Here is a 22,803-nt window from a genome sequence, read left to right as displayed (position 1 = left end):
ACAAATGAAAAAACTGCATCTGGGTGTAATGGCCCTTCTTTGCCTGCCCGCATTCCTGAAGGCGCAGGTCACCATTTCCGGTGAATGGACGCGCCGGCACGACGGCAATATCCGCCTCTTCCGCGTAGAGCATGGAAGGCTGGAAGAAGTGGCCGCCTCGAAACCCGGTGCCGATTCCGCTTTCGGGTTTTATTACCGTCCTGAAAGAGAAGGGTTTTATGTGATCGGCAGCGGCAATCCACAGACGCCACAGGACAAATACACTTTTTATTTCAAACAGAACGACCAGCTGAACCTGAAGGTGACTGATACTTCGTATGTACTGACAGGCAAGAATTCAGCAGAGAACCAGGCGGTGGAGAAATGGCACAACACACTGCTGCCGCTGGAAAGGAAAGGCGTTTATTTCATGCAGTCCAGGAGCACTTATGCAGACTTCTTCCCGCTGCTGGAAAAGATCCACCAGCAGGCGCAGCAAACGAAATTCGCGTCCACCGGCAACAGGTATTTTGATGCGGAGTTTGCAAAGTTCCGCGAAATGGACCTGTTCCATGTTACCGCCGAGCTGCTGAGCACGCCCCGCTCCGCCCATCCTTCAGCGGCTGATTATACACCGTATTTCAAAAGCATAGACGTACCTTATTACACGACAGATACCCGCCTGCTGCGTTATCCTTACGGCATGCGGATGATGCGCACCCTACAGCTGATGCCCGCGCGCATGGGCAAAGGCGATGTAACGGACTACAGCATCGAAGCGCGCATGAAGGGCATTGTGAACGATACGCTGAAAGGCGAAGTGGTGCTGCAGCAGGCCGCCGGGCTCAGGACCTTCCTGGGGTATACAGACCTGGACAAACAATATGGCAAATACCTGCTCACCCGCGACCAGGCCTTCCGCGCCGGCAGCATCAAAACGGAGCTGGCAAAAAAAGCCACTACTGCAGGCGGTCCGGCGGTAAACTTCACCTATCCCGATGTGAACGGCAAGCAGGTATCGCTGAGTGATTTCAAAGGAAAAGTAGTGCTGGTGGACGTTTGGGCGACCTGGTGCGGGCCCTGCAAAGGGGAGATCCCTCACCTTAAAAAGCTGGAAAAAGAAATGCACGGGCAGGATGTGCTGTTCCTGAGCGTGTCTGTAGACGAGCAGAAAGACCACCAGAAATGGAAGGATTTTATCGCCAGCGAAGAGCTGGGCGGCGTGCAGCTGTTTGCCAGCGGCTGGAGCGATATCGCCAAGTTCTACAACATCAAGGGCATTCCGCGGTTCATGGTGTTCGACAAAAAAGGCAACATCGTTTCCACGGACGCGCCGCGCCCGTCTAACAAAGAATTGAAGTTGCTGCTGGAGAACGAAGCGAAGAAATAATTTTTTCCCAACTGACCATTAAAAGCAAGAGGCTGCCTTCGGGCGGCCTTTTCTTTTTTATTTTCAGATTTTCCCGGAAAACGACCCGCTGACCAGGAAATCCCGTCATTGCGAGGAACTGCAGAGCCAAAGCGAGGGGCGACGAAGCAATCTCCTGCATTAAATTGAAGTACTCCAATCTTCAGAGGAGATTGCTTCATCGCCCCCCTTGCACAAACCCCACGCAGCTCCTCGCAATGACGGGATTTTTGCCGCAATAACCGAATAACCTTATATATTTGTAGTACATAATAGCACAAAGTCAATCTGGCACGATGAAGGATGAGTTAATCAACGATCTGAGCAAAAACCTCGGCAGGGTAAAGGCCAACACGATGGCCGATGATGTGGAAGCGAAGCTGCGGCAGTATTTGAAGAAAATGTCGCTGAAACCCGGGGACCCGCTTCCCAAAGAGACCGATCTCGCTGAAGCATTGGGTGTTAGCCGCAATGTGGTAAGGGAGGCGATGAGCCGCCTGCGCATGCTGGGGATGATCGAGACCCGCAAGCGCAAAGGCGCGGTGCTGGCCAGTCCTGATATCCTCCAGGCCTTCGAGCGGGTGCTGGACCCGCTGATCATAGACGATACCACCCTCCGCGACATCTTTGAGCTGCGCCTCGTGCTGGAAATGGGGCTGGCAGACCTTCTCTACGCCCGCATGACCCCCGAAGACATCGATGAACTGGAAGAGATCGCCAACAGCGAGATCAATAAAGACAAATCCTTCCGTGTAAAAAATGAGATCGCCTTTCACGGCAAGCTCTATGAAATGACGGGCAACGGCACCCTCAAGCGGTTCCAGATCATGCTGCTTCCCATTTTCGCTTATGTGATCACCCTGGTGAATAAGCCTTACAGCGGCAAAGTGGACCACCGCGGCCTGGTAGACATCCTCCGCAACGGCACCAAAGAGGATTTCAAAAAAGGCATGTACGAGCACCTGAAGCCTCACTTCGACCGGTTGAAATAATGTAATACCCATCAATGGCCAGGAAGGACTCGTCATTGCGAGGAGCAATGAGGGATTCCGTGCGACAGGAAGCGCGACGAAGCAATCTCCTCCATGGCCTGGAGTATGCCAATTCAATGAAGAGATTGCTTCGTCGCCCCACCCGCTTCGGCTTTGCTGCTCCTCGCAATGACGACTTTCTCAGCTTCGTCGCTCCTTCCGCTCTTTGCAATGACAGACTTGCTTTTAACGTATACCTGTCTTTAGAAAACCATAACCTGCAATCAGCTCTTCACTCATAGATTTTTTCCAAAGAAATTAGGAAAACTTAAAAATTCTCTTTTATTTTGTCTATATGTAGTACATATAGGACAATAAAAATTCCGCATACAAAACTCAAATCTCCACAGTTATGAGCATAAGCACGTATTTACTGCTTACGGGCCTCCTTTTGTCATCTTTTTCCAGCAGAGGGCAACTGTCTGTCGTGGACTTATCAACTGACACCGCCCGCCATGTGATCGTAGCGCAGGGCACAAAAGATATTTATAACGGCCAGCCTACCACCGCTCTCATGCGGGATGGCAAAACCATTTACTGCGTATGGACCTACGGCCACGGCGGCAAATGCGGCCCCCTCAAAAAAAGCAGCGACGGCGGCCGCACCTGGGCCACCGAGCCTGTGCCGTCCAACTGGATCACAGCGGTGAATTGTCCCGCTATATACCTGCTGCCGAACCCTGAAGGCGAACAAAACCTTATCGTATTCGCCGGCAGCGGACCAGACCGTAATATGCAACAAGCCATCTTCGACGGTAAGAACTGGAGTCCCATGAAAGGCAATGGCCTTGGGCCGGTCGGCATGCCGTTCTGCACCATTATCCCCATCGACGGCGGCAAAAGATTGCTGGGTATGACCAACCGGAGAAGGCCCGGCGAAATGGTGGAAAAAAAATCATGCATCCTCGTGCAAAGTATTTCCAACGATGGCGGCCTTACCTGGCAACCGCTGCGCACCATCCTGGACACCGCCGGCCTCAAACCCTGCGAGCCGGAAATAATCCGCTCGCCCTCCGGCAAACAGCTCCTTTGCCTTATCCGGGAAAATGAAAAGAAAATATCCCTGTACATGCTCAGCAACGACGAAGGCGCCACCTGGACCAGCCCGGAGCCCTTGCCGGAACCGCTTTGGGGCGACCGGCACAAGGCGAAATACAGCGCAGACGGAAGACTGGTAGTTGTTTTCAGGGATACCGGCGGCAACAGTTCTACTAAAAACGCTTACGTGGCCTGGGTAGGCACATACGACGATATCACCAGCAAAAGGCCCGGGTTGTACCGCATCAAATTATTGCACAGTTATAAGACATGGGATTGCGGCTACAGCGGCATCGAGCTGCTGCCGGACCAGACGTTCGTAACAACAACCTACATCAAATACCAACCCGGGGAAAACAAAAATTCGGTGGTCAGCACACGCTTCAGCCTCCAGGAAACAGACCAAATGATGGCCGCCAGATCTCAACCGTAAAAATTTCACGACATGAAAAAGAGAATCTTCTCCACTTTATTCACGCTATGCATACTGTCCGCACTTTTGCTCCGCGCGCAGGAAAAAAAATTTGCGCTAACGGGCGCCATCACCGCACAGAACGGTGAAAAGCTGGCAGGGGCCAGCATCCTGGAAAAAGGAACCACCAACGCCGCCAGGTCGGATACCGCGGGAAATTTTAAGATCACGGTTTCCAGCCTCAACGGCACGCTGATCGTTTCCTACGTTGGTTACAAAACAACGGAAATAAAGATCGGCGGGCAGTCTAAGATCGACGTCATGATGGAGCCTGCGTCGGCTTCCGTACAGGAAGTAGTGGTGGTGGGTTATGGCACGCAGCAGCGGAAAGATATTACCGGTTCCATTGCTTCCATTTCTTCCGCCGTTATTAAAAACCAGCCGGCAGTAGGTGTGGACCAACTGATACAGGGCCGCGCGGCAGGCGTTGATGTATCACAGGCTTCCGGTGCGCCAGGCGGGCGGCTGAATATCCGGATCAGGGGCGCCAGCTCGCTGAATGCCGGCAACGAACCGCTTTTCGTGATAGACGATGTGCCGGTGTACAACAACAGCAAAGACCCGTCCGGTACTTCCTACGGAACCTTCACGCCTACCAACGCGCTCGCATCGCTCAACCCGAACGACATCGAGTCTATACAGGTGCTGAAAGACGCATCCGCCACCGCGATCTACGGCTCAAGAGGATCGAACGGCGTTATTATCATTACCACGAAACGCGGATCAGGCAACAAGATGACGGTGGATTATAACGGCTACTACGGCGTGCAGACTGTCGCCAACAAACTGGAACTGATGAACGGGCAGCAGCACGCGGAATACCTCAACGACTGGGCAGCTTCGCGCAATCTTCCCACGCCCTTCACAGACCCGGCCGCCATCGGCAAGGGTACCGACTGGCAGGACGAGCTTTTCAGGACCGCAGCTATCCAAAACCACCAGGTTTCATTGTCCAGCGCAAAAGGCAACCTGAAATATTTCGTGTCCGGCAACTACTTCAACCAGGACGGCATCGTGATCAACTCCAACCTGAAACGTTATTCTTTCAGGGTGAATGCGGACGCGCGGCTCAATGAAAAGGTCAAGTTCTCGCAATCCCTTTCCTTCTCCCGCACCGTGAACCGCTCTGTGCCCACCAGTGGCGCGGGAGGCGGTAACGTGCGGTCTGTCGGGGAAAAGATATATGCCACTTCGCCCACTATTCCCGTGTTCGATGAAAACGGCAAATACGTCGATTACTGGTACAATGCGGCAAAGTCCGAAAGCCCGGTAGCCTCGTTGCTGACCATTAAAAACAAACTGCAGGGGGACAATTTCCTCGGCAACATTGCACTGGAATACAAGCCAATTGAAAACGTGACGTTCAAATCGCTCCTTGGCATAAACCTTATCAGCAGGAACAACCAGGAATATTACCCCAGGGCCACCACCTATATTGGCGGGCTCTTAGGCGGGCTGGGCATGATCGGCGAACGGAAGGTCACTAATGTGCTCAACGAAAATACGGTCAGGTATACGAAGATCTTCCGCGAAAAACATAACGTGGAATTGCTCGGCGGCTTTTCCTGGCAAAAAGAACAGGACGCCAGCAACACCACCGAACCTTCGGGCTTTGCGGATGACAGGCTGGGCGTGAATTCCATCGGCAGCGCTACGGGTTCCAAGATCATCAATTCTTCGGTGAACGAATGGGCCATGGCCTCTTTCCTCGGAAGGGTCAATTACCAGTATGATGATAAATACCTGCTCACCGCGTCGTTCAGGGCAGACGGTTCTTCAAAGTTCGGCGCTTCGAATAAATGGGGATATTTCCCTTCAGTCGCTGTAGGGTACCGCTTGTCCCAGGAGCCGTTTATGAAAGAACTGAAATTCCTTTCCGACCTGAAGATCAGGGGAAGCTACGGCCTGACCGGCAACCAGGAGATCGGGAGCTATCAGTCCCTCGCCACGCTTTCCACTTCCAATTTCTACATCTTCGATAACAAACTATTTCCCGCTGCGCGGCACAACGGGCTGGCCAATGGCGAACTGAAATGGGAAAAAACAGCGCAATGGGATATCGGCTTCGACCTTGCCTTCTTCGACAGCCGGTTAAGGCTGACCGCGGATTATTATAAAAAAGATACCCGCGACCTGTTGTTTACCATAGACCTTCCGGCGTATTCCGGCTTCAGCAGCGCATTGTATAATACCGGCGGCTTGCAGAACAAAGGGTTTGAAGTGAATCTTGGCGGGGACATCTTCACCGGCGAATTCACCTGGACCGCCGACCTGAACTTCGCGCACAACAAAGCAAAGGTTACTTCACTGGGCCGTGCTACATCCACCACTTTATTCGTTGGTTATCCTCCCGGCAACTTCCTGGGCTATGTTTATGAAGGCGTGTTCCACAACCAGGCGGAGATCGATGCGCAAACCGTGCAGACGAATGTTAAGCCGGGTGATGCAAGATACCGGGACGTGAACCAGGACGGCTTCCTGAATGCGGACGACAGGATCGTAATGGGTAACTCCCTTCCTGAATTTATCTACGGTTTCAACAGTTCCTTCGGGTATAAGAATTTTGCCCTCACCATATTCCTGCAGGGCGCCGCGAAGGCGGACAAGGTGGAGAATACCGGCCTTACGGACCCTTCGGACGCGGGGAATAAATCGGTAAAACTGCTGGACCGGTGGTCTCCCAGGAACCCCGAAAGCAACATACCGCGCGCGGGTTACAGCAATGTGCTCACTTCCACGTACCAATTGATGGATGCTTCGTACCTGAAGGTGCGCAACGTGCAGCTTAGTTATACTTTCCCTGCTTCGCTGCTGCCGAAGCTGGCGGGTTCAAGCGTATACGTGTCCGGCCAGAACCTTTTGACGCGTACGGATTACATCGGGTATGATCCCGATGGCGGCGGGGATTATCCCACGGCTACAACGCTCATGTTCGGCATTAACCTGAAGTTCTAAAAAAAAATGTATCCAGTCATGAAATATATTTTTCTTTTCCTGGCCGCCGGCATGTTCATATCCTGCAGCAAGTTCCTGGAGGAAAAGCCGCAGAGCTTCCTGTCGCCGGAGAATTATTACAAAACGGCGGAAGATGCATTCATTGCGCTTACAGGCGCTTATGATGCCATAGGCAGCAACAGTGAAACATTCATCGCAAGGCGGCTGCAGTACATCACCTGGTTCGCGTCAGATGAAGCTTTATCGCCCGCGCTTGCCGCGCAGAAGCCGCTGGATGAATTCAGCTATGTGGCGGACAACGACGATATATCGAGGGTATGGAATAACATGTATGCCGCCATCAATGCCGCTAATATCGTTATCAACCGCGTTGCGGGAATAGCCATGAACGATTCCCTGAAAACGCAGTACCTGGCGGAAGCCCGGTTTTTGCGGGCGCTGAGCTATTTTTATGGCGTGAGGTTATGGGGCGACCTGCCGCTGGTCACCTTCGAGGTTGCTTCGCTCGATGAGGTGGATATTGCAAGATCACCGGTAGCAGAAATTTATAACCAGATCATTGAAGACCTGGTATATGCCGGCGACCGCCTTGCGCCAACCAACCAGAACGGAAGGGCCAGGAAAGGCGCTGCCAAAGCGTTGCTCGCAAAAGTATATCTTACAAGGGCTTCATCCGTTGCAGCACAGCAGGGCGATTACCAGCGCTGCGCGGACCTTTGCAGCGAAGTGATCGCCATGCCGCAGCATACGCTTTTGCCTGACTATGAAAAAGCGATCGGTTCGGAAGATGAGTTTAACAGGGAATCTTTATTCGAGTGGCAGGGCGACCGTGTATTGATCTCCGCCGGCGAGCTTAGCATATTTGGCGCATTTTCATTGCCGAGAGGCATGTTCGTTGTTCCCAACCAGGCTGCTTCCGATGGCGGCGGTATTGCCTGTGAAGTGGAATATTTTAACCGGTATCCTGACGACGATTACCGCAAGGAATGCACGTTCTATACCTCCGGCCCGGATAAGAGCGGGAATACGGTCACCTGGCAACAGCTTGCGATGCCCTATCCCAGCCCCGCGAGGAAGTATGTGAATAAAAATGCCACCACAAGGGATGCGGCTGCGTTTGGTGGCAATTTTGTAGTATTAAGAATGGCAGATGTGTACCTGATGCGGGCGGAAGCATTGAATGAAATTTCCGGCCCGACGAATGAGGCATATGCCATGATCAACGCCATCAGGGCGAGAGCGAGGAACAGGAACGGCGGCACGCCTTCCGCCACACCGGCGGACCTGCAGGGACTGACCAAAGAAACGTTCCGCGACGCGGTGCTGAATGAGAGGGTGCTGGAACTGGGCTTTGAAGGCCACCGCTGGTTCGACCTGGTGAGAACCAAACGCCTGGTGCAGACCATCAAGGACATTCATCCCAACTACCCGGTGACCGATAAGCACCTGCTGTTCCCGGTCCCGGCCAATGAAGTCAAGCTCAATCCCAAGATCAAACAAAACCCGCAATGGTAAAAATAAAAAGGATACTGACGGCCATGCTGCTGCTGTGCGTGCTGCCTGCGAAAGGGCAGCATGCGCCGCAGAAGACCGTGCTCTGGCGGGCTAATGAGAACAACATCCTGGCGCATTTCGTGTACGGCCTGGCTGTGACCAACAAAGGAACGATCCTCGCGTTCGCGGAAGCGCGCATCATAGAAAGCAAGGACGACGGCGCGCATCACATTGCGCTGAAACGAAGTACGGATGGAGGGAAGAGCTTCTCCGCCACCACCGTCATAAGCAGCATCAATGGCCAATCCTGGACCAATCCTACTATTGTGCAGGACAATAAAACGAATGAACTCTTCCTGTTCTACGCCCTGAACCACAAGAACGATAGTACCCAGGTATTTTATATCACCAGCAGCGACGACGGCCTGTCCTGGTCCGCTGCTACAGAGATCACGCGGCTTTTCGACGGGAGCCCTAACGGGTGGACCTTTCATCTTCCTGGACCTGGTCATGGCATCCAGCTGAAGAACAAACGGCTGGTGGTGCCGGTATGGCACCGGAGATCCATTTCTTTCGCGGCGGCTGAACGGAAATACGGTGTTAATTGCATCTACAGCGACGACCATGGGAAAACCTGGAAAGTTGGCGGAGATGCGCCGGTGGGGGAGCTCAATGAATCGCAGATCGTGGAGAAGGCTAACGGCGATATTTTGCTGATAGGGCGTGCACATTCCCGGCGGGATAGCTCTTTCCAGGCAAAAGTAGTGAGCCGCGACAAAGGGCTGAGCTGGTCTGCGCCTATCGTGTACGATAAGGGCCTCACCGGCGCCGTGTGCGACATCGGCCTCACCCGTTATGCCTTCAAACCCAATATCTTATTGGTTTCACAGCCTGCTGATCTTAAAAAGAGAAGAGACCTTACCATCCGGCTGAGCCGGGATGAAGGCGAAACATGGCCGGTGAGCAAGTTGCTCCAGGAAGGCGGCGCTACGTATTCGGACCTGGCGGTGCTGCCGGATAAAAGTATCATTTGCCTGTATGGCCACGGCGGCGCAAAACATATGCCGGATACGGTTTCTATTGCACGGTTCAGCTTGAAATGGCTGTTGGGAAATTCAAAATAATATGAGGATCAGTTTCATGAAGAATATATTGTTATGCTGCATCGGAATTTTTATGATGATGCCTGTAAAGCTACAGGCACAGGGCCTTTCGTGGGGTAAACCCGGCAGCTTGCCTGTGAAGGAAGGCCTCAGCCACGCGATCACCGGCGTCAGCAATGGCGCGCTGATCGTGGCGGGAGGCGGAAACTTTGATAAACCTATTCAACAGGGAGGGAAAAAAATAGTATACGACCGTATTTATGTTACGAAAGATGCAAATGCAGCAGAATGGATAGAAGCGGGGCGCTTGCCCGCGCCGCTGGCTAATGCCGCGGTAGTGAGCCTGGACGGCGGTTTGCTGGTACTGGGCGGCACAGACGGGCAATCGGTTTCCGATGGGATATTCCTGTTGCGCTGGAATCCCGCGACCGGGAAAGCTGAGACAGATACGGCTTTTCCCAAACTTCCGGCGGCGCTGCATTCTTTATCCGCCGCAAGGATCGGCCATCATATTTACATTGCGGGCGGCCAGGATGAAAATAATATTCCACAGCAGGTTTTCCGGCGGCTGGACCTCTCGCCTGAAGGAGGCAGGCAATGGCAACCATTGCCCGCATGGCCGGGAGCTGCGCGTTCCGGCGCAGTGATGACCGCGCAAAGCAACGGGGAATATGAATGTTTGTATTTCTTCGGCGGGAAAGGAACAATGGGATATCTGAAAGACGGTTTTACTTACGATCCCCGCCGCAACCAATGGAAACCGGTGGAAGCCTTGCCCAGGGCAGCGTTCTACAGCTCCGTACTGCCGCTCGGGCAAACCCATGTGCTGCTCTTCAGCGGGTCCGACGGGCATGATGCCGATAAAGCCATTGAGCTGGCGGACAACTACCACATGCCCAACGATGTGCTGGCTTATCACACCATCACCAATACCTGGACGGCCTACGGCTCCATGCCCGCCGGGGTGGCAGGCGCAGCGGCTGTGCGCTGGAATAACAAGCTGTTGCTGGCAGGCGGCGAACTGCGGCCCGGCGTGCGCACCAAATCGATACAAACTGCCACGCTGCAAACCGTTATGCAAAAGAGCCAGTTCGGCTGGATAGACTACACTACGCTGCTGGTTTACCTTGCGGGGCTTGGTTTTATTAGCTATTATTTTTCAAAGAAAAAACAGACCTCGCAGGACTACCTGCTGGGCAGTAAAAATATCCCGTACTGGGCTGCGGGCATCAGCATCATGGCTACGCAGGTGAGCGCCATCGGGTTTATGAGCATACCTGCAAAGGCATATGCCGTGAACTGGGCTTACTTTGCCGGGGTGTTCACCTGGTTCATCGCCGTGCCCATCGTAACGCGCGCCTACATCCCGTTTATCCGGAAGATCAATGTGGCCAGCGCTTACCATTACCTTGAAGAACGTTTTAATTCCGGTGCGCGGCTGTTCGCCGCATCGGTGTTCGTGCTGTACCAGCTGGCGCGTATGGGGCTGGTGCTGTACCTGCCATCGCTGGCGCTGGCTGCCGTTACGCCTTTGGATACTGTAACCTGTATCCTGATCATGGGTGTACTCAGTACCGCGTATACCGTCATGGGCGGTATTGAAGCGGTGATATGGATAGAAGTGGCGCAGGCTGTGTTGCTGCTTGGCGGCGGCATCATTTGCATCGTGCTGGCCATTGCAGGATTGAAGGGCGGGCTCGGTGATTTTTTTGCACAGGGTATTGCCGATCATAAATTCAGCCTGGGTGAAAGCGAATGGAATTTCACTTCTTCCTCCCTGCTGGTGGTGCTGATCGGGAACATCTTTATCCGCCTGGGCAACCTCACCAGCGACCAGGCCGTGGTACAGCGCTACATGACCACCGGCAGCCTGAAGCAGGCGCAAAGGAGCGTCTGGATGGATGTGGCCGTGTCTATACCATGGGCGCTGGTGGTGTACGGCCTGGGAACGGCGATGTATATCTACTACAAGCAGCACCCGGACCAGCTGAATCCCTCCATCGCGTCGGATGGCATATTGCCGATGTTCATCGCGCAACGCGCGCCGGTAGGGCTCAGCGGGCTGATCATTGCTGCGATATTCGCGGCTTCCATGTCTACGCTCGAAGGTTCCATTCACAGTGTGGCGACCATTTTTACAACGGATTTTTATGCCAGGTATAAAAAGAATATCACGCAAAAGCAAACGGCCGTCACGGCAAGGATTGCCACGGTAGTGCTGGGCGTTTTTGCGACGGGGCTCTCGCTGGTATTGGTGTACATGGATGTGAACTCCATACTGGATGTATTCCAGGAGATCACCGGCCTGTTCATCGGCGCCACGACCGCCTTGTTCATGCTGGGTATCTTCACCCGAAGGGCCAACGCCACCGGCGCTTTGATCGGCGCCATCAGCAGCGGGCTCATCCTGTACCTGGTGAAAACGCTTACGCCGCTTAGTTTCTGGCTGTATAGCGCCATCGGGTTCCTGAGCTGTTACATCATCGGGTACCTGGCCAGCTGCATGCTCCCGGGGAAGAAGGGACTGCAGGGATTGACGTATTATTCTATCAACGATAAACTAAAAGAAAAATAAGATATGGAACATGTGATTGCGCTGGAAGCAGGTTTGAACAAATACCAGCCGCTAAAGAAGATCATCTGTTACGATGATTTCGACAAAGGGCTGAACGGATGGATGGACCTGCATCCTAACTATGTCGGGAAAGATTTTAACACGCTCAGGTACAGTCATGTCGATAAAACGCAGTGGGGCCCGCTGATGCTGAGCAGCGCCAGTTTCAGGCTGGCGGGCACGCATGGCTCGATGAACGGCACCTATTCCCTGAAATTATCCACGCGCCCCGTGGCCAATCCCTACACGGAAGCGCCCGCGCCGGGAAGTCTTTCGCATGGCATCAAGCGGCTCACCACGCACCTGCCCAGGGGCCTGCGGCAATATGAATTATGGTATGCCTACACGCCGGAGCAGGACCGCCAGGGCCTCAGTGAGCAGGCCATGCGCGCATTCGGTATCTTCTTTGATATCCAGGACGATGAGCACAGGTACTTCATCGGTGCGCGCTATGTGAATGCCGTAAACGGTGAAATGGTGCGCCGCTGGCAGGTATTCAAGGCGAAAGAAGTGAGTAATGTGGAATGGGCCTATGGCGTGGAAGACGACTGGTGCAAAATGGGCATAGACGCCATGTGGTACGGCAACCGGTACCCGGATGGCTCCACCGACGGGTTCGAATGGATCCCCGACGGCTACCAGGACCTCTGCTACAACGAAAGCGACGATAAGATCAACTGGAGCTACCTGCGCCTGCTGATCGATACGGAAAAACGGGAGTACGTGGAATTGCAGTCCGGCGACAGAACCTTCGGCCTGAGAGGGATGAAACCCACCCTCACAGCGCCTTACGCGAGAATAAAAGGTTTGTTTAACCCCAGCATGTGGGTGGAAAACGATACGGACAGAAGGGTGTTTTTTTACGTGGACTCAGTGGTTATTTCAGCTGAATAATTATTTAAAAAGATGATGAGACAGTTTCATGCTGCTGCGGTAGAACGCAGGAAATATTTTAAAGGAGAGATCAGCTCGCATCCTATGGAAGCGGGATGGGCGGGAGAAGCCATTTTTTTCCTGATCGTTGAAGAGCTGAAAGGAAAGAACGTGCGGGTAAACGCTTTCGTGGAAATTTCGGCGGACGGCATCAATTGGATCAGGGAAGGCGCAGCTTTCCCGGTGATAGACCAGCCTGGACATTATTTCTGCAAGGTGAGCCACTTCGGTAACTGGCTGCGGATAAACGGTGAAATATCCGGGGAGGAAGCTGAAGTGAAAGCCTCGGTTCACCTGCATCTGAAATCATAGTTGTCCGAATAGCACAATACGAAAGATAAAGTCAGGACACATATCCTTCCGGGATCATGGCGTAAAGCCGGGTCCGGAATATTTAGATCAGGAAGCTACCTAAAGTTGACTTCAAACTGGAAACAAAAAAACCGCCGGGTTTTCACCCGGTGGTTTTTTCATATTGATCTTACTTTCCGTTTAATTCACCAGCACTTCTGCCAGCTTCTTTTCCAGCGCGTCTCCGCGGAGATTTTTAGCGATGATCCGGCCCTGCGGGTCCAGCAGGAAATTCTGCGGGATGCCGCGGATGCCGTACAGGCGCGCTACTTCATTTTCCCAGAACTTCAGGTCGCTTACCTGCACCCAGGTGAGCTTGTCGTCTGCAATCGCTTTCAGCCAGGCTGCTTTGCCGGTAGGCTGGTCCAGCGAAACGCCGAGTATCTCGAAGTTTTTTGATTTGTATTTTTCATACGCCTTCACTACATGCGGGTTTTCCGCGCGGCAGGGCCCGCACCAGGAAGCCCAGAAATCGATCAGCGTATATTTCCCCCTGAAATCGGCGAGCTTCACAGGTTTGCCTTCGGTGTCGTTCTGCGTGAACTCCGGCGCCTGTGCGCCGATGGCGGTGTTCTTCCAGCCGGTGATCACTTTGGCGAATGCTTTTCCATGTGTGCTTTCCTGCACGCGGGGAGCGAGTGTTTTGAAGATGTCTTCTATCGGTTTCACATCTTCGGGCATAGAGCCGGCGTAGGACTGCAGCGCATCCACCGCGATCACAGTACCGGGATTGGCTTTAACGTACCCCAGCAGCGCTGTTTTCTCTTCTTCGCTGATGGCTTTGTATTTGTCGCGGTAATTTTTCTGGAATGCTTCGCTTTTGCGGGTAGCTTCATCCGCCGCGCCATATTCCTTGCTCAGTTCTGCGTATTTGGCTTTCATGGGTTTGGTGGCTTCGCCCATGCGGTTGAAATCTACATTCAGCGGGCCTCCGCTCACTACTGCTTCGCCGATCCCTTTTTCGCTGGCGATCTTCACCGTGCCTTTTTCGATATAAAAGCTGAGCGATTCCAGGCGGATGGGCCTCCTTTCTTCCGGCCTGGGGCGTACCTGCAGGGTGCCGCGTACGGGGTTGGCCACTTTGCCTTTAAAGGTGAAAGCGCCCTGTTCCACATCAGCAGAGTCGGTAATATTATCCGCGCCGTTCTTATAGTACAGGTAGGCCCTTGCCGGGTAGCCCGGGTCTGCCACTTTGCCCTTTATTTCAAAAGGCACTTCCTGGGCCAGGAGCGTCAGGGGCAGCAGCAGTGCGGCTGCGGAGATGATCTTTTTCATATGGATGTGTATTTGTTGGTTTTAGTATGGACGGGTGTCGAGCGGGATGTTCCATCCCGGGTTGTATTGTAAAATGGTGTTGGAAATATTGAGGATGAAGAAATCTGAATCTACATTCGCTTCAAATTTTTCAGCGCCTACCATGTGCGTGATCTTCGCCCTATGCCAGGGTTTGCCTGGTTCCAGCACAAAGCGCTTCAGGTCCAGCATGCGTTTGATGCTGCCGATGGGCAGTTCGCGCCGGCGTTCATCGAGTACTGCTTTGATCACTTCTTCCTGCGTGCCAACGGCCAGGGGCGGCGTACCGGTTACGTAACGGTATTGCCGCAGCAGGTTCAGGTCTGCAATGGCTTCCGCCAGTTTGTTGGTGCGGGCGTATGCTTCGGCGCGGATGAGCAACAGCTCGGGATAAGTGAACCCTGACGTCATCTGCGATTTGGAGCCGCGGTAATATTGCACGCGCTCGCCGTCGTCGTAGGTAACGCTGTTGTACGTGGTTTTATAACCGGGTGCGGTAAGGAAAAAGAACTTGTACCGCAGGTCGGTGTTCTTGTCGAACAGCGCGGTGAACTCAGCGGAAGGATAACTGGCGGAGGAACGGCCTGCGCCTGCGTCGGTGGACCGGTACAGGAGTATTTCGCGGCTGTTCACGGCAGACAGGAAATTGTCCGGCGCTTTGATGGTGCTGCTGATCACGTTTGCGGGATTGGTCCAGGTGAAGTCGTTGTAATTGTACAGCACCCTGCCCGGCCCGCCGGAAGCTGTCGCAGCGGTCCAGGCGAGATTGGCGTAATACGCGGCGCTGTCGTACTTCTGCGTGAAGAGATGGTAATTGGCCAGCATGGTCTGTACGGCAGCTTTATTGGGACGCGAAGGCCAGTTTGTGTTCTCCGGCGCATCGGGCAGCGCGGCATGGAGGTCTTGCGCTACGAGCGCAAATACTTCTTCCTGCGTGGAAAGGTCTACCATGGGCGCGGTTACATCCGAATTGGTGAGGTACGGTATGGTGCGGGTGCTGTTATTGCCGCCGGGCCTGTATATAGGGCCGTAGAGCAGGGAATGGTGGAAATACACCCAGGCCCGGCCTGCACGCGCCTGCGCCAGCACTCTCCGCGCATATTGCATATCGCCGGAACTGAGGTCCTGTATCTTGCTTACGCCGTCTATCACGTTGTTGAAATAAGCGGCGGAACGGTAGGTGCCCCAGTCCCAGAAATAATCCGCTACGTTCGGGTTGTTGTAAGGCTTGCGGAAAGTATAGGCATAGAACCGGTCGATATTCGGGTGGTTGTTTGCCTTATACGCGATCTTCGCGATACCTTCTGAAAGCTCCAGGTTATCCGTAAGATAGCCGGGCATGCTGCCCAGGTTGTTGTCCACGAAAATGAACTGCACAATGTTGGTATTATCCAGCAGGTGGTCGAAGTCCGCCACTTCGGAGGGTATCAGCTTCCCTTTCGGTTTCACGTCCAGGAACTTGTTGCAGGCGCTCAGCAGCAGAATCCCGGTTATAACGCTGATATATATACGAAATAGTCTCATCCTTTTTCAGTTTTAGAGGGTAAACATGATGCCTACATAGAACTCCGGCCGCAGCGGCAGCGAGGTGTAGCCTTGCTCGGTAAAGGCGCCGGTGCCTCCCGTAGTGTTCAGCTCGGAAATTTCAGGGTCGCGTTTGTCGCTGTTGGCCGTGATCATAAAGAGGTTGCGGGTCTGGAAATAGACTTTGCTGTCTTTCACCCCGGCTCTCTTCAGCAGGTTCGGGTTCAGTGTATAGGTCACGGTTACGTCGCGGAGTTTCATGAAGCTGGCGCTTTCTACGAGCACGTCGCTGTACGGGAAGTAGAACATGTCCATGTTCCAGGAAGTGAGCTTGGGATAGATGGTGTTGGCCTCGTCTCCCGGCTGCCGCCAGCGTTTCGCCACATTTTTGTTGATGTAGTTGGAACCGGTGAACGCGTCTTTCCGCAGCACATTACCCAGCCGCGCAATGAGCATAAATGAAACATCGAACCCTTTGTAGCCGAAGGTGTTGGTGAGGCTCATCACATAAGGCGGGCGAAGGGTGCCGGCATACACAAGGTCGCCCACGGCTGCGTTTCCGCCGCCCATCTTTTTGCCGGACTGGTCGTAGAACTGCGCCACGCCGTTGTTGTCTAGGCCTGCAAAGCGATAGGCATACAATGCGTCGAGCGGGTCGCCTTCTTTGCGGATAGCGCCATTGGTGAGGGAAGAAGGATAAATGTAATTGACGTTATACTCTTTCACCTTGTTCTTGTTGTAGGCAAAAATGAAATAGCTATTCCAGCTGAAGCCGGGCCGTTTCACGATGTCCGCGTCCACAGACACTTCGAACCCCTGGTTCAGGATCTTGCCGGCGTTCTTTACGAGAGAACTGAAGCCACGGGTGGCGTCGATGGCGTCTGAAGCGAGAACGTCCTCACTGTTTTTATGGTAATAATCCAGCGTAACGCGAACGAGGTTGCGTGCGAATCCCATATCCAGCCCGAAGTTGGTCACTTTCGTTTTTTCCCAGCGCAGGGTGTTGTTGGGCGGGGAGGAAATGGTATAGTTGATGTCGCCGGTGAGATTGGAGAAGCTGCCCGCGGTAACGATCAGGAAAGGCCCGTTGTTGAGCGAGATATTCCCGTTGATGCCGTATGAGCCGCGGATGTTGAGCTTGCTGATCCAGGGCACCTGGAAGAATTTTTCCCGTGAAAGCTTATACGTGGCGCCTGCGCTCCATAAAGGCTTGTAGCGGTATTTCGGATCGGTTCCGAAGAAGTTGGTCTGGTCCAGCCGCACGCTGCCGCTCAGCACGATCCGGTTGTCGTATTCGTAGGAACCGTTGGCATACCAGCTTACAAAACGTTTATCGTCGAACGCATAGCTGCCAATGCTGGCGGTGGGGCGGCTGGTGCCCAGCATATCCGCATTATACAGGCCGGCATTGTAATCCGCATAGTTGAAGGTCGCGAAAGTGCCTGCCTGGTCGTTGTACCCGAAGCGGGTGGGGTAGGTGTTGTTGTCGGTCTTGGTCTGGCTGACCTCCATCCCCGCAAGGGCCGCCACATAGTGGCGGAGGCCCAGGTTGCGGTTGAAGCCCAGCTGGCCTCTCAGCATGTAAGACTGTATGATGCCCCTGCTTTCGTTGACCATGGCGCCATCGGGGATGTAATGTTTGGAAGGGTTGGCAATGGATGTGGCGTCGTTGTAAAACTGGCGCATGCGGTAGGAATCCTTATCGTAAATGGAGCGGGAGTTGGTATTGTTCCTGGACCAGTTGCCGCCCAATTCCGCGGTAAGCCCGTCGAAGATGGTGGCCTGTATGTTGCCGCCGAAGCGGAGCAGCAGCCCTTGCGCGTTAGTAGTTTCCAGCGCCAGGTCTTCCAGCGGGGTGTAATACATTGGTTTCAGGCCGGCCATGGCGGCGTAGCGCTCTTCCTTCCGTTTATTCTTGGTAAACACCTGCGCGGGCTGGCCGGTAACCGGGTCCACGATCAGGCTGTAAGGTTGAAGCAGGGAAGTGGAAGTATATCCCAGCAGTTCCGTCGATGTGCGCAAGGGCGAACGGCTGGTGTTGTAATTGACATTGGTGAAGAGGTTCACGCCCAGGTTCTTCACGGGCCGCCATTCGTTCTTGAAATCCACGATCACCCGGTTGTCGCTGGTGCCCGTGCTGTTGCCCTGGTTGGAAATGTAGCGTACCGCCGCATTCAGCGAGCTTTTTTCGCCGCCGCCGGTCAGGGAAATGTTGTGCTGCTGGGTGAACTGGGTCCGGAAATAATTTTTCTCCAGTTGCTCAATGCCGTTCTGCTGGCGGAGTGCCGCAATGCGGTCGTCCGCTTCCTTGGCTGTTACCCATCCCTGCGATTTGGCTACCAGCAGGTAATGCACTTCGGATAATGAGTTATAGTTATTGTACGTGTTCAGGTAAGTGTTCGGTTCCTGGTTGTACAGGTCTATTTCCGCATCTATGTAATCGGAGGCGGATGCCCTGTTGAGATAGCTGAGCTGGGGTTTGAGCGTGATGCCGGTAGAGCCGCGGTATTGCACGCGGATGGCGCCGGAGCGGCCTCTCTTGGTAGTGATCACGATCACGCCGTTGCTGGAACGCGCGCCGTAGATGGAGGCAGCCACGGCGTCTTTCAGCACGGTGATGCTCTCTACGTTGTCAACGTTAATGGTTTCGAGGTCGCCCTGCACGGGGTAGCCGTCTATCACGAGCAGCGGCTTCTTTTCAGCGGTAACAGTAGACACCCCGCGTATTTCGACGTTGCCTTCCTTGGTGATCACCACGCCCGCGGCCTGCCCTTCCAGTGCGGCCCTCAGGTCGGGTTTGAGCTTCGCTTCGAGGCGGGCGGGAGAGATAAAGGAAAAGGAACCTGTGGCCCGTTCAGCGGAAATGGTCTGGTAGCCGGTATTCACCACCTGTACGGCATCCAGCCGGCTGGATACGGGCTGCAGCTGCAGCATGAGCACGCTTCGCCCGGATACGCTCAGTTCCTGCCGGTCGAAGCCGATGGAGGAAAAGACGAGCACCGCCCGCTTGTCCACGTTAGGCAGCGTAAACTCGCCCTGCTCGTTGGTTTGCGTACCCCTCGTGGTGCCCTTTACGATCACGGACACGCCGGCCAGCGGTTTCCCGCTTTCATCCGTTACGCGGCCCGATATGTTGATTGCCGGGTCTTCCGCCACGGGCAAAGGTTGCACGGGCATTACGCGCCGCACGAGGAAAATGGTCTTGTCTTCGATGGAAAAATCCAGGCCCTGGTTCTGCAGCGCCTGTTTCATCAGTTCGTCCACCGGAACGTTCTTTACACGGAGGGTAACCGGCGATGCCTGCTGCAGCAGGTCGTAGTTGTAAAACACGATATAGCCGGATTGCCGCTGGATGGCTTTAAAAACGGTGGTAAGCGGCACATTCTGTCCTGTGAAGCTGACCCGCTGAGACCGGGCGGCGGCGCTTACATGCAGGAAGCCGATCAATAAAAGATAGGTTGACAGTTTCATAGCCCTCCATAAAACTTTGTGGTGGTACAAGGCATTCAAAAAATGCATAGATTTGACTTTGGTGATAAAATTGGTTCGCGTCAATAGTATCGCCCCGGCCGGCAATGTTAGCGCATTACCGGCTTTTTTACGGGCTGGTTGGTTGTTGGTTTAATTTCTCTCTTGTCTAATAAGCGTTCGGTTTTTTTGGTTAGGAAATATTATTGCAGGACTGTTATCTTTCTCCCGTCTATTCTGAATTTCACCTGGTTCTTCTCCAATATCCGCAACACGCTGCTCAGGGGCAGGCTGCGCTGCATGCCGCCGCCGAAGCGGAGATGCGAAACATTTGCTTCATAGGCGACGGAGATGTCGTACCAGCGTTCCAGTTCTTTCATCACGGCATGGATGTCCGCATTATTAAAACTGAAATACCCGTTCTTCCAGGCCACTGCCTGCTCCGTATCCGCCGGCCCTACCTGTACCCGGCCACCGGCCTGCACCGCCTGTTCACCGGGCGATAACGGGAGACCGTTCACTTTCACCGCGCCTTCCAGCAGGGTCACGTTCGCCGTTCTTTCCCCGGGGTAGGCCATCACGTTGAAGTGCGTGCCCGTCACCCGGATGTTCATGCTGTCGTTTGTTTTCACCACGAAGGGTTGAAGCTCATTTTTCGCCACTTCAAAATATCCTTCCCCGCTCAGTTCCACTACCCTTTCACTTTCTTCGAACGCTGTCGGGAAATGCAATGTGCTGGCGGCGTTGAGCCATACGGCCGTGCCATCCGGCAACGTGATGCGGTATTGCCCGCCACGCGGCGTAGATAATTTGTTCCAGGCCACGGGCGCTTTTTTATCCGTGACAGCATAAGCCAGCTGGCCGTTTTGCAGTTTGGTGACCTGCGCATTGCCCTGTTGGGCCAGTATGCCGTTCTCCGCATCGTCCAGCGTGATCACGGAGCCATTAGCCAGCGTGAGCGACGCGCGGTTGCCTCCCGGCGGCACATCGTTTTTGTAACGGCCTTCCATCGCTACACCGGCTGGCGGCATGGCTTCACGGGTGAACAGCATTTGCCAGGCGACAACGGCCAGGATGCCCGCTGTAACTGCGGCTGCAGTCCATTTCCACCAGCTGCGCCGCAAAGGCACTACAGGCGTTCCCGCGTCCGCACGCAGGATGCGGTTCTGCACCGGCTGCCAGCGGGCGGGGTTGTAAGGTTCATGCTCAGACGCGTCTAACATGAGTTCCGTCAGAACGGAAAGAAAAAGTTCTTCGTTCCGTTCATCCTGCAAAAGGTTGTTCAGCTCTTTCTCTTCGGCCTCAGACATACGGTCATAGAGACGCTGACCAAGTAAGAACCTTAGTTTGTCTTCCTGCATAAAATCGTAAGTATCATTAATGGAATAGTGCCAGTCTGCGGGGCCAGGCGCCCCCTTTCAATAACTAAGAATGCGCCCGGGCAAAAAAGGACCTATCGGCCTGAAAATATTTTTTTACAACATCATCGTGGTATGCGCGGCCTGGCTGTTCAGGCAAAAAAGGATGACCAGCACCGGGATGAACTGACCGTGCCTGGCCAGGTGTTCCCGGATATCCCGTAGGGCCAGCACCAGCGTGTTTTTGACTGAATTCGACGAAAGCCCGAGGCTTTCCGCGATCTCCGGGATGCTGAGCCCCTGCTGGCGGCTCATGATGAAAATGCGGCGGCGCTGCGGGGGCAGCTTCGATACGGCTTGCGTAATGAGGCGCTGCGTTTCGTTCAGGGAAAGTTCTGCAGCGAGCGAGTTATCCGCTTCTTCTCCCGGCCATGCGTCGCTGCGCAGTTGCAGCTCGCGGGCTTCCTTGCGGAGGTAGGTGTAGCATTCGTTGGCCACTACTTTGTAGAGCCAGGCTTTGGCGTGCGTAATGCCGGCGAGCTTGTCGCGGCTGAGCCAGATGCGTAAAAATGAAGACTGGATCACCTCTTCCGCTGCAGCAGCCTGCTTCACGAGTCGGAAGATGAACGGGTACAGCACCGGCACCGATTGCCGGAAAAGTGTATTAAAGGCGCTTTCGTTCCCTTCGCTGATGCTTATGAACAGTTGGTTGATATTATGATGCAGTAGCTCGTCCATGTACTGGTAACCTGTTGCCGCGGTTGGTTGATGGTTATTGCTTAAAAGTAGTAAAAATTGGATGGAAAAAGATGTTTGTGTGAGTTTGATACAGGGATGAAGTGATTTGGGATGGGATATTCCTGCTTAAATTTATTTGTCTGAAATACTAAAATATTTAGTATTATTGCTAAATAATTGAGTAATCAGATTAACCACTAACAGACATGTGCGGCAGCAAAGCAGATATCATTGCTGCCCTGCAAAAGGAGATCTATTCCTTGCAGGGTTACAAGGCAGGAAGTGATCATGCTGCTGTGAATGTTGGTTTGGAGCCCGTGCTCCGTTCATTTCCCGAAGCGATTTTCCCCACCGGCGTTATCCACGAATTCCTGACCGATGCGCCTGAGCAAACAGCTGCGTCCGGCGGTTTTATTGCCGGTTTGCTGGCCGCGTTGATGCAGCGGGGCGGGGCCTGTATCTGGATCGGCACTACGCGGAGGCTTTTCCCGCCGGCGCTGAAGGCTTTTGGGGTGGAGCCTGACCGGTTCATTTTTGTGGACCTGGTGCGGGGGAAAGATGTGCTCTGGGCGATGGAGGAAAGTTTGAAATGTGAAGGGTTGGCCGCTGTGGTGGCAGACCTGGGGGAGATCAGCTTTGCGCAGTCCAGGAGGGTGCAGCTGGTGGTGGAGCATAGCGGGGTAACGTGTTTCCTGCTGCGCACCGATCCGCGGAAACTGAATCCCATTGCCAGTATGGCCCGCTGGAAGATCACGCCTTTGCCGAGCAGGTTGGAGGAAGGTATGCCGGGCGTAGGGTTCCCGCGTTGGCAGGTGGAATTATTAAAGGTCCGAAACGGGAACCCTGGTATGTGGAACGTGGAATGGTCAGCCGGGCAATTCCTTATGCTGCCGGATCATGTGCCTGCTGCAATACAGGGTGAGGAAAGAAAAGCGGGGTAAGATGATGCGGCATGTTATGATATGGCACTGTCAATGCGTGATGGATTGGATGATCCGGCGGTTTGTAATGCCGGTGGAAGATATTGTGGCTGTAATGCCTTGT

15 protein-coding genes are annotated in these 22,803 nt (G+C 54.0%); 10 read left to right on the top strand and 5 right to left on the bottom strand.

Annotated features, from left to right (window positions below; genetic code table 11):
• Nucleotides 1-4 precede the first annotated feature (4 nt).
• From R3I13_RS01490 to R3I13_RS01450, 9 genes are all read left to right on the top strand, one after another.
• A complete protein-coding gene (locus R3I13_RS01490; RefSeq protein ID WP_346316139.1) occupies nt 5-1,369 on the top strand; it encodes a TlpA disulfide reductase family protein in 1,365 nt (454 codons plus the stop codon).
• 314 nt (nt 1,370-1,683) lie between these two features.
• Complete coding sequence (locus R3I13_RS01485) at nt 1,684-2,379, top strand: GntR family transcriptional regulator (RefSeq protein WP_346316138.1); 696 nt, start codon at nt 1,684-1,686, stop codon at nt 2,377-2,379.
• 466 nt (nt 2,380-2,845) lie between these two features.
• Nucleotides 2,846-3,889: a sialidase family protein gene (locus tag R3I13_RS01480; protein ID WP_346316137.1), complete on the top strand. Its 1,044-nt coding sequence runs from the start codon at nt 2,846-2,848 to the stop codon at nt 3,887-3,889.
• A gap of 12 nt (nt 3,890-3,901) precedes the next feature.
• Nucleotides 3,902-6,883, top strand: a complete 2,982-nt coding sequence (locus tag R3I13_RS01475; protein ID WP_346316136.1) for a TonB-dependent receptor — start codon at nt 3,902-3,904, stop codon at nt 6,881-6,883.
• 18 nt (nt 6,884-6,901) lie between these two features.
• Nucleotides 6,902-8,398 (top strand): RagB/SusD family nutrient uptake outer membrane protein, encoded by a 1,497-nt coding sequence (locus R3I13_RS01470; RefSeq protein ID WP_346316135.1) that lies wholly within the window; start codon nt 6,902-6,904, stop codon nt 8,396-8,398.
• Nucleotides 8,392-9,501, top strand: a complete 1,110-nt coding sequence (locus tag R3I13_RS01465) for a sialidase family protein (RefSeq protein ID WP_346316134.1) — start codon at nt 8,392-8,394, stop codon at nt 9,499-9,501. Before R3I13_RS01470 ends, R3I13_RS01465 begins: the two co-directional genes overlap by 7 nt.
• Before the next feature lie 58 nt (nt 9,502-9,559).
• Complete coding sequence (locus R3I13_RS01460; protein WP_346316133.1) at nt 9,560-12,055, top strand: sodium/solute symporter; 2,496 nt, start codon at nt 9,560-9,562, stop codon at nt 12,053-12,055.
• Nucleotides 12,056-12,058: 3 nt separating this feature from the next.
• Entirely contained in the window at nt 12,059-12,988 is a 930-nt protein-coding gene (locus tag R3I13_RS01455) for a DUF6772 family protein (RefSeq protein WP_346316132.1), read from the top strand.
• A 12-nt stretch (nt 12,989-13,000) separates the two neighbouring features.
• A complete protein-coding gene (locus R3I13_RS01450; RefSeq protein WP_346316131.1) occupies nt 13,001-13,339 on the top strand; it encodes a hypothetical protein in 339 nt (112 codons plus the stop codon).
• Nucleotides 13,340-13,519: 180 nt separating this feature from the next.
• Here the strand turns inward: R3I13_RS01450 and R3I13_RS01445 are convergent, their stop codons facing one another.
• From R3I13_RS01445 to R3I13_RS01425, 5 genes are all read right to left on the bottom strand, one after another.
• On the bottom strand, nt 13,520-14,653 hold the full coding sequence (locus R3I13_RS01445) for a TlpA disulfide reductase family protein (protein ID WP_346316130.1): 1,134 nt from the start codon (nt 14,651-14,653) through the stop codon (nt 13,520-13,522).
• 21 nt (nt 14,654-14,674) lie between these two features.
• A complete protein-coding gene (locus tag R3I13_RS01440) occupies nt 14,675-16,195 on the bottom strand; it encodes a RagB/SusD family nutrient uptake outer membrane protein (RefSeq protein ID WP_346316129.1) in 1,521 nt (506 codons plus the stop codon).
• Between the two features lie 12 nt (nt 16,196-16,207).
• Complete coding sequence (locus R3I13_RS01435) at nt 16,208-19,666, bottom strand: SusC/RagA family TonB-linked outer membrane protein (protein WP_346316128.1); 3,459 nt, start codon at nt 19,664-19,666, stop codon at nt 16,208-16,210.
• A gap of 200 nt (nt 19,667-19,866) precedes the next feature.
• Nucleotides 19,867-20,973: a FecR family protein gene (locus R3I13_RS01430; RefSeq protein WP_346316127.1), complete on the bottom strand. Its 1,107-nt coding sequence runs from the start codon at nt 20,971-20,973 to the stop codon at nt 19,867-19,869.
• Nucleotides 20,974-21,138: 165 nt separating this feature from the next.
• Nucleotides 21,139-21,759, bottom strand: a complete 621-nt coding sequence (locus R3I13_RS01425) for an RNA polymerase sigma-70 factor (RefSeq protein ID WP_346316126.1) — start codon at nt 21,757-21,759, stop codon at nt 21,139-21,141.
• 206 nt (nt 21,760-21,965) lie between these two features.
• On the opposite strand from R3I13_RS01425, the gene R3I13_RS01420 reads away from it, so the two are divergent.
• Nucleotides 21,966-22,700 carry an Error-prone repair protein ImuA gene (locus tag R3I13_RS01420; RefSeq protein WP_346316125.1) on the top strand — a complete coding sequence of 245 codons (735 nt, stop codon included), beginning with the start codon at nt 21,966-21,968 and terminating at the stop codon, nt 22,698-22,700.
• Nucleotides 22,701-22,803 lie beyond the last annotated feature (103 nt).

This window comes from Chitinophaga sp. YIM B06452, from assembly GCF_039655965.1.
GTDB lineage: Bacteria > Bacteroidota > Bacteroidia > Chitinophagales > Chitinophagaceae > Chitinophaga.
This window is presented reverse-complemented; position numbering and strand designations above follow the sequence as displayed.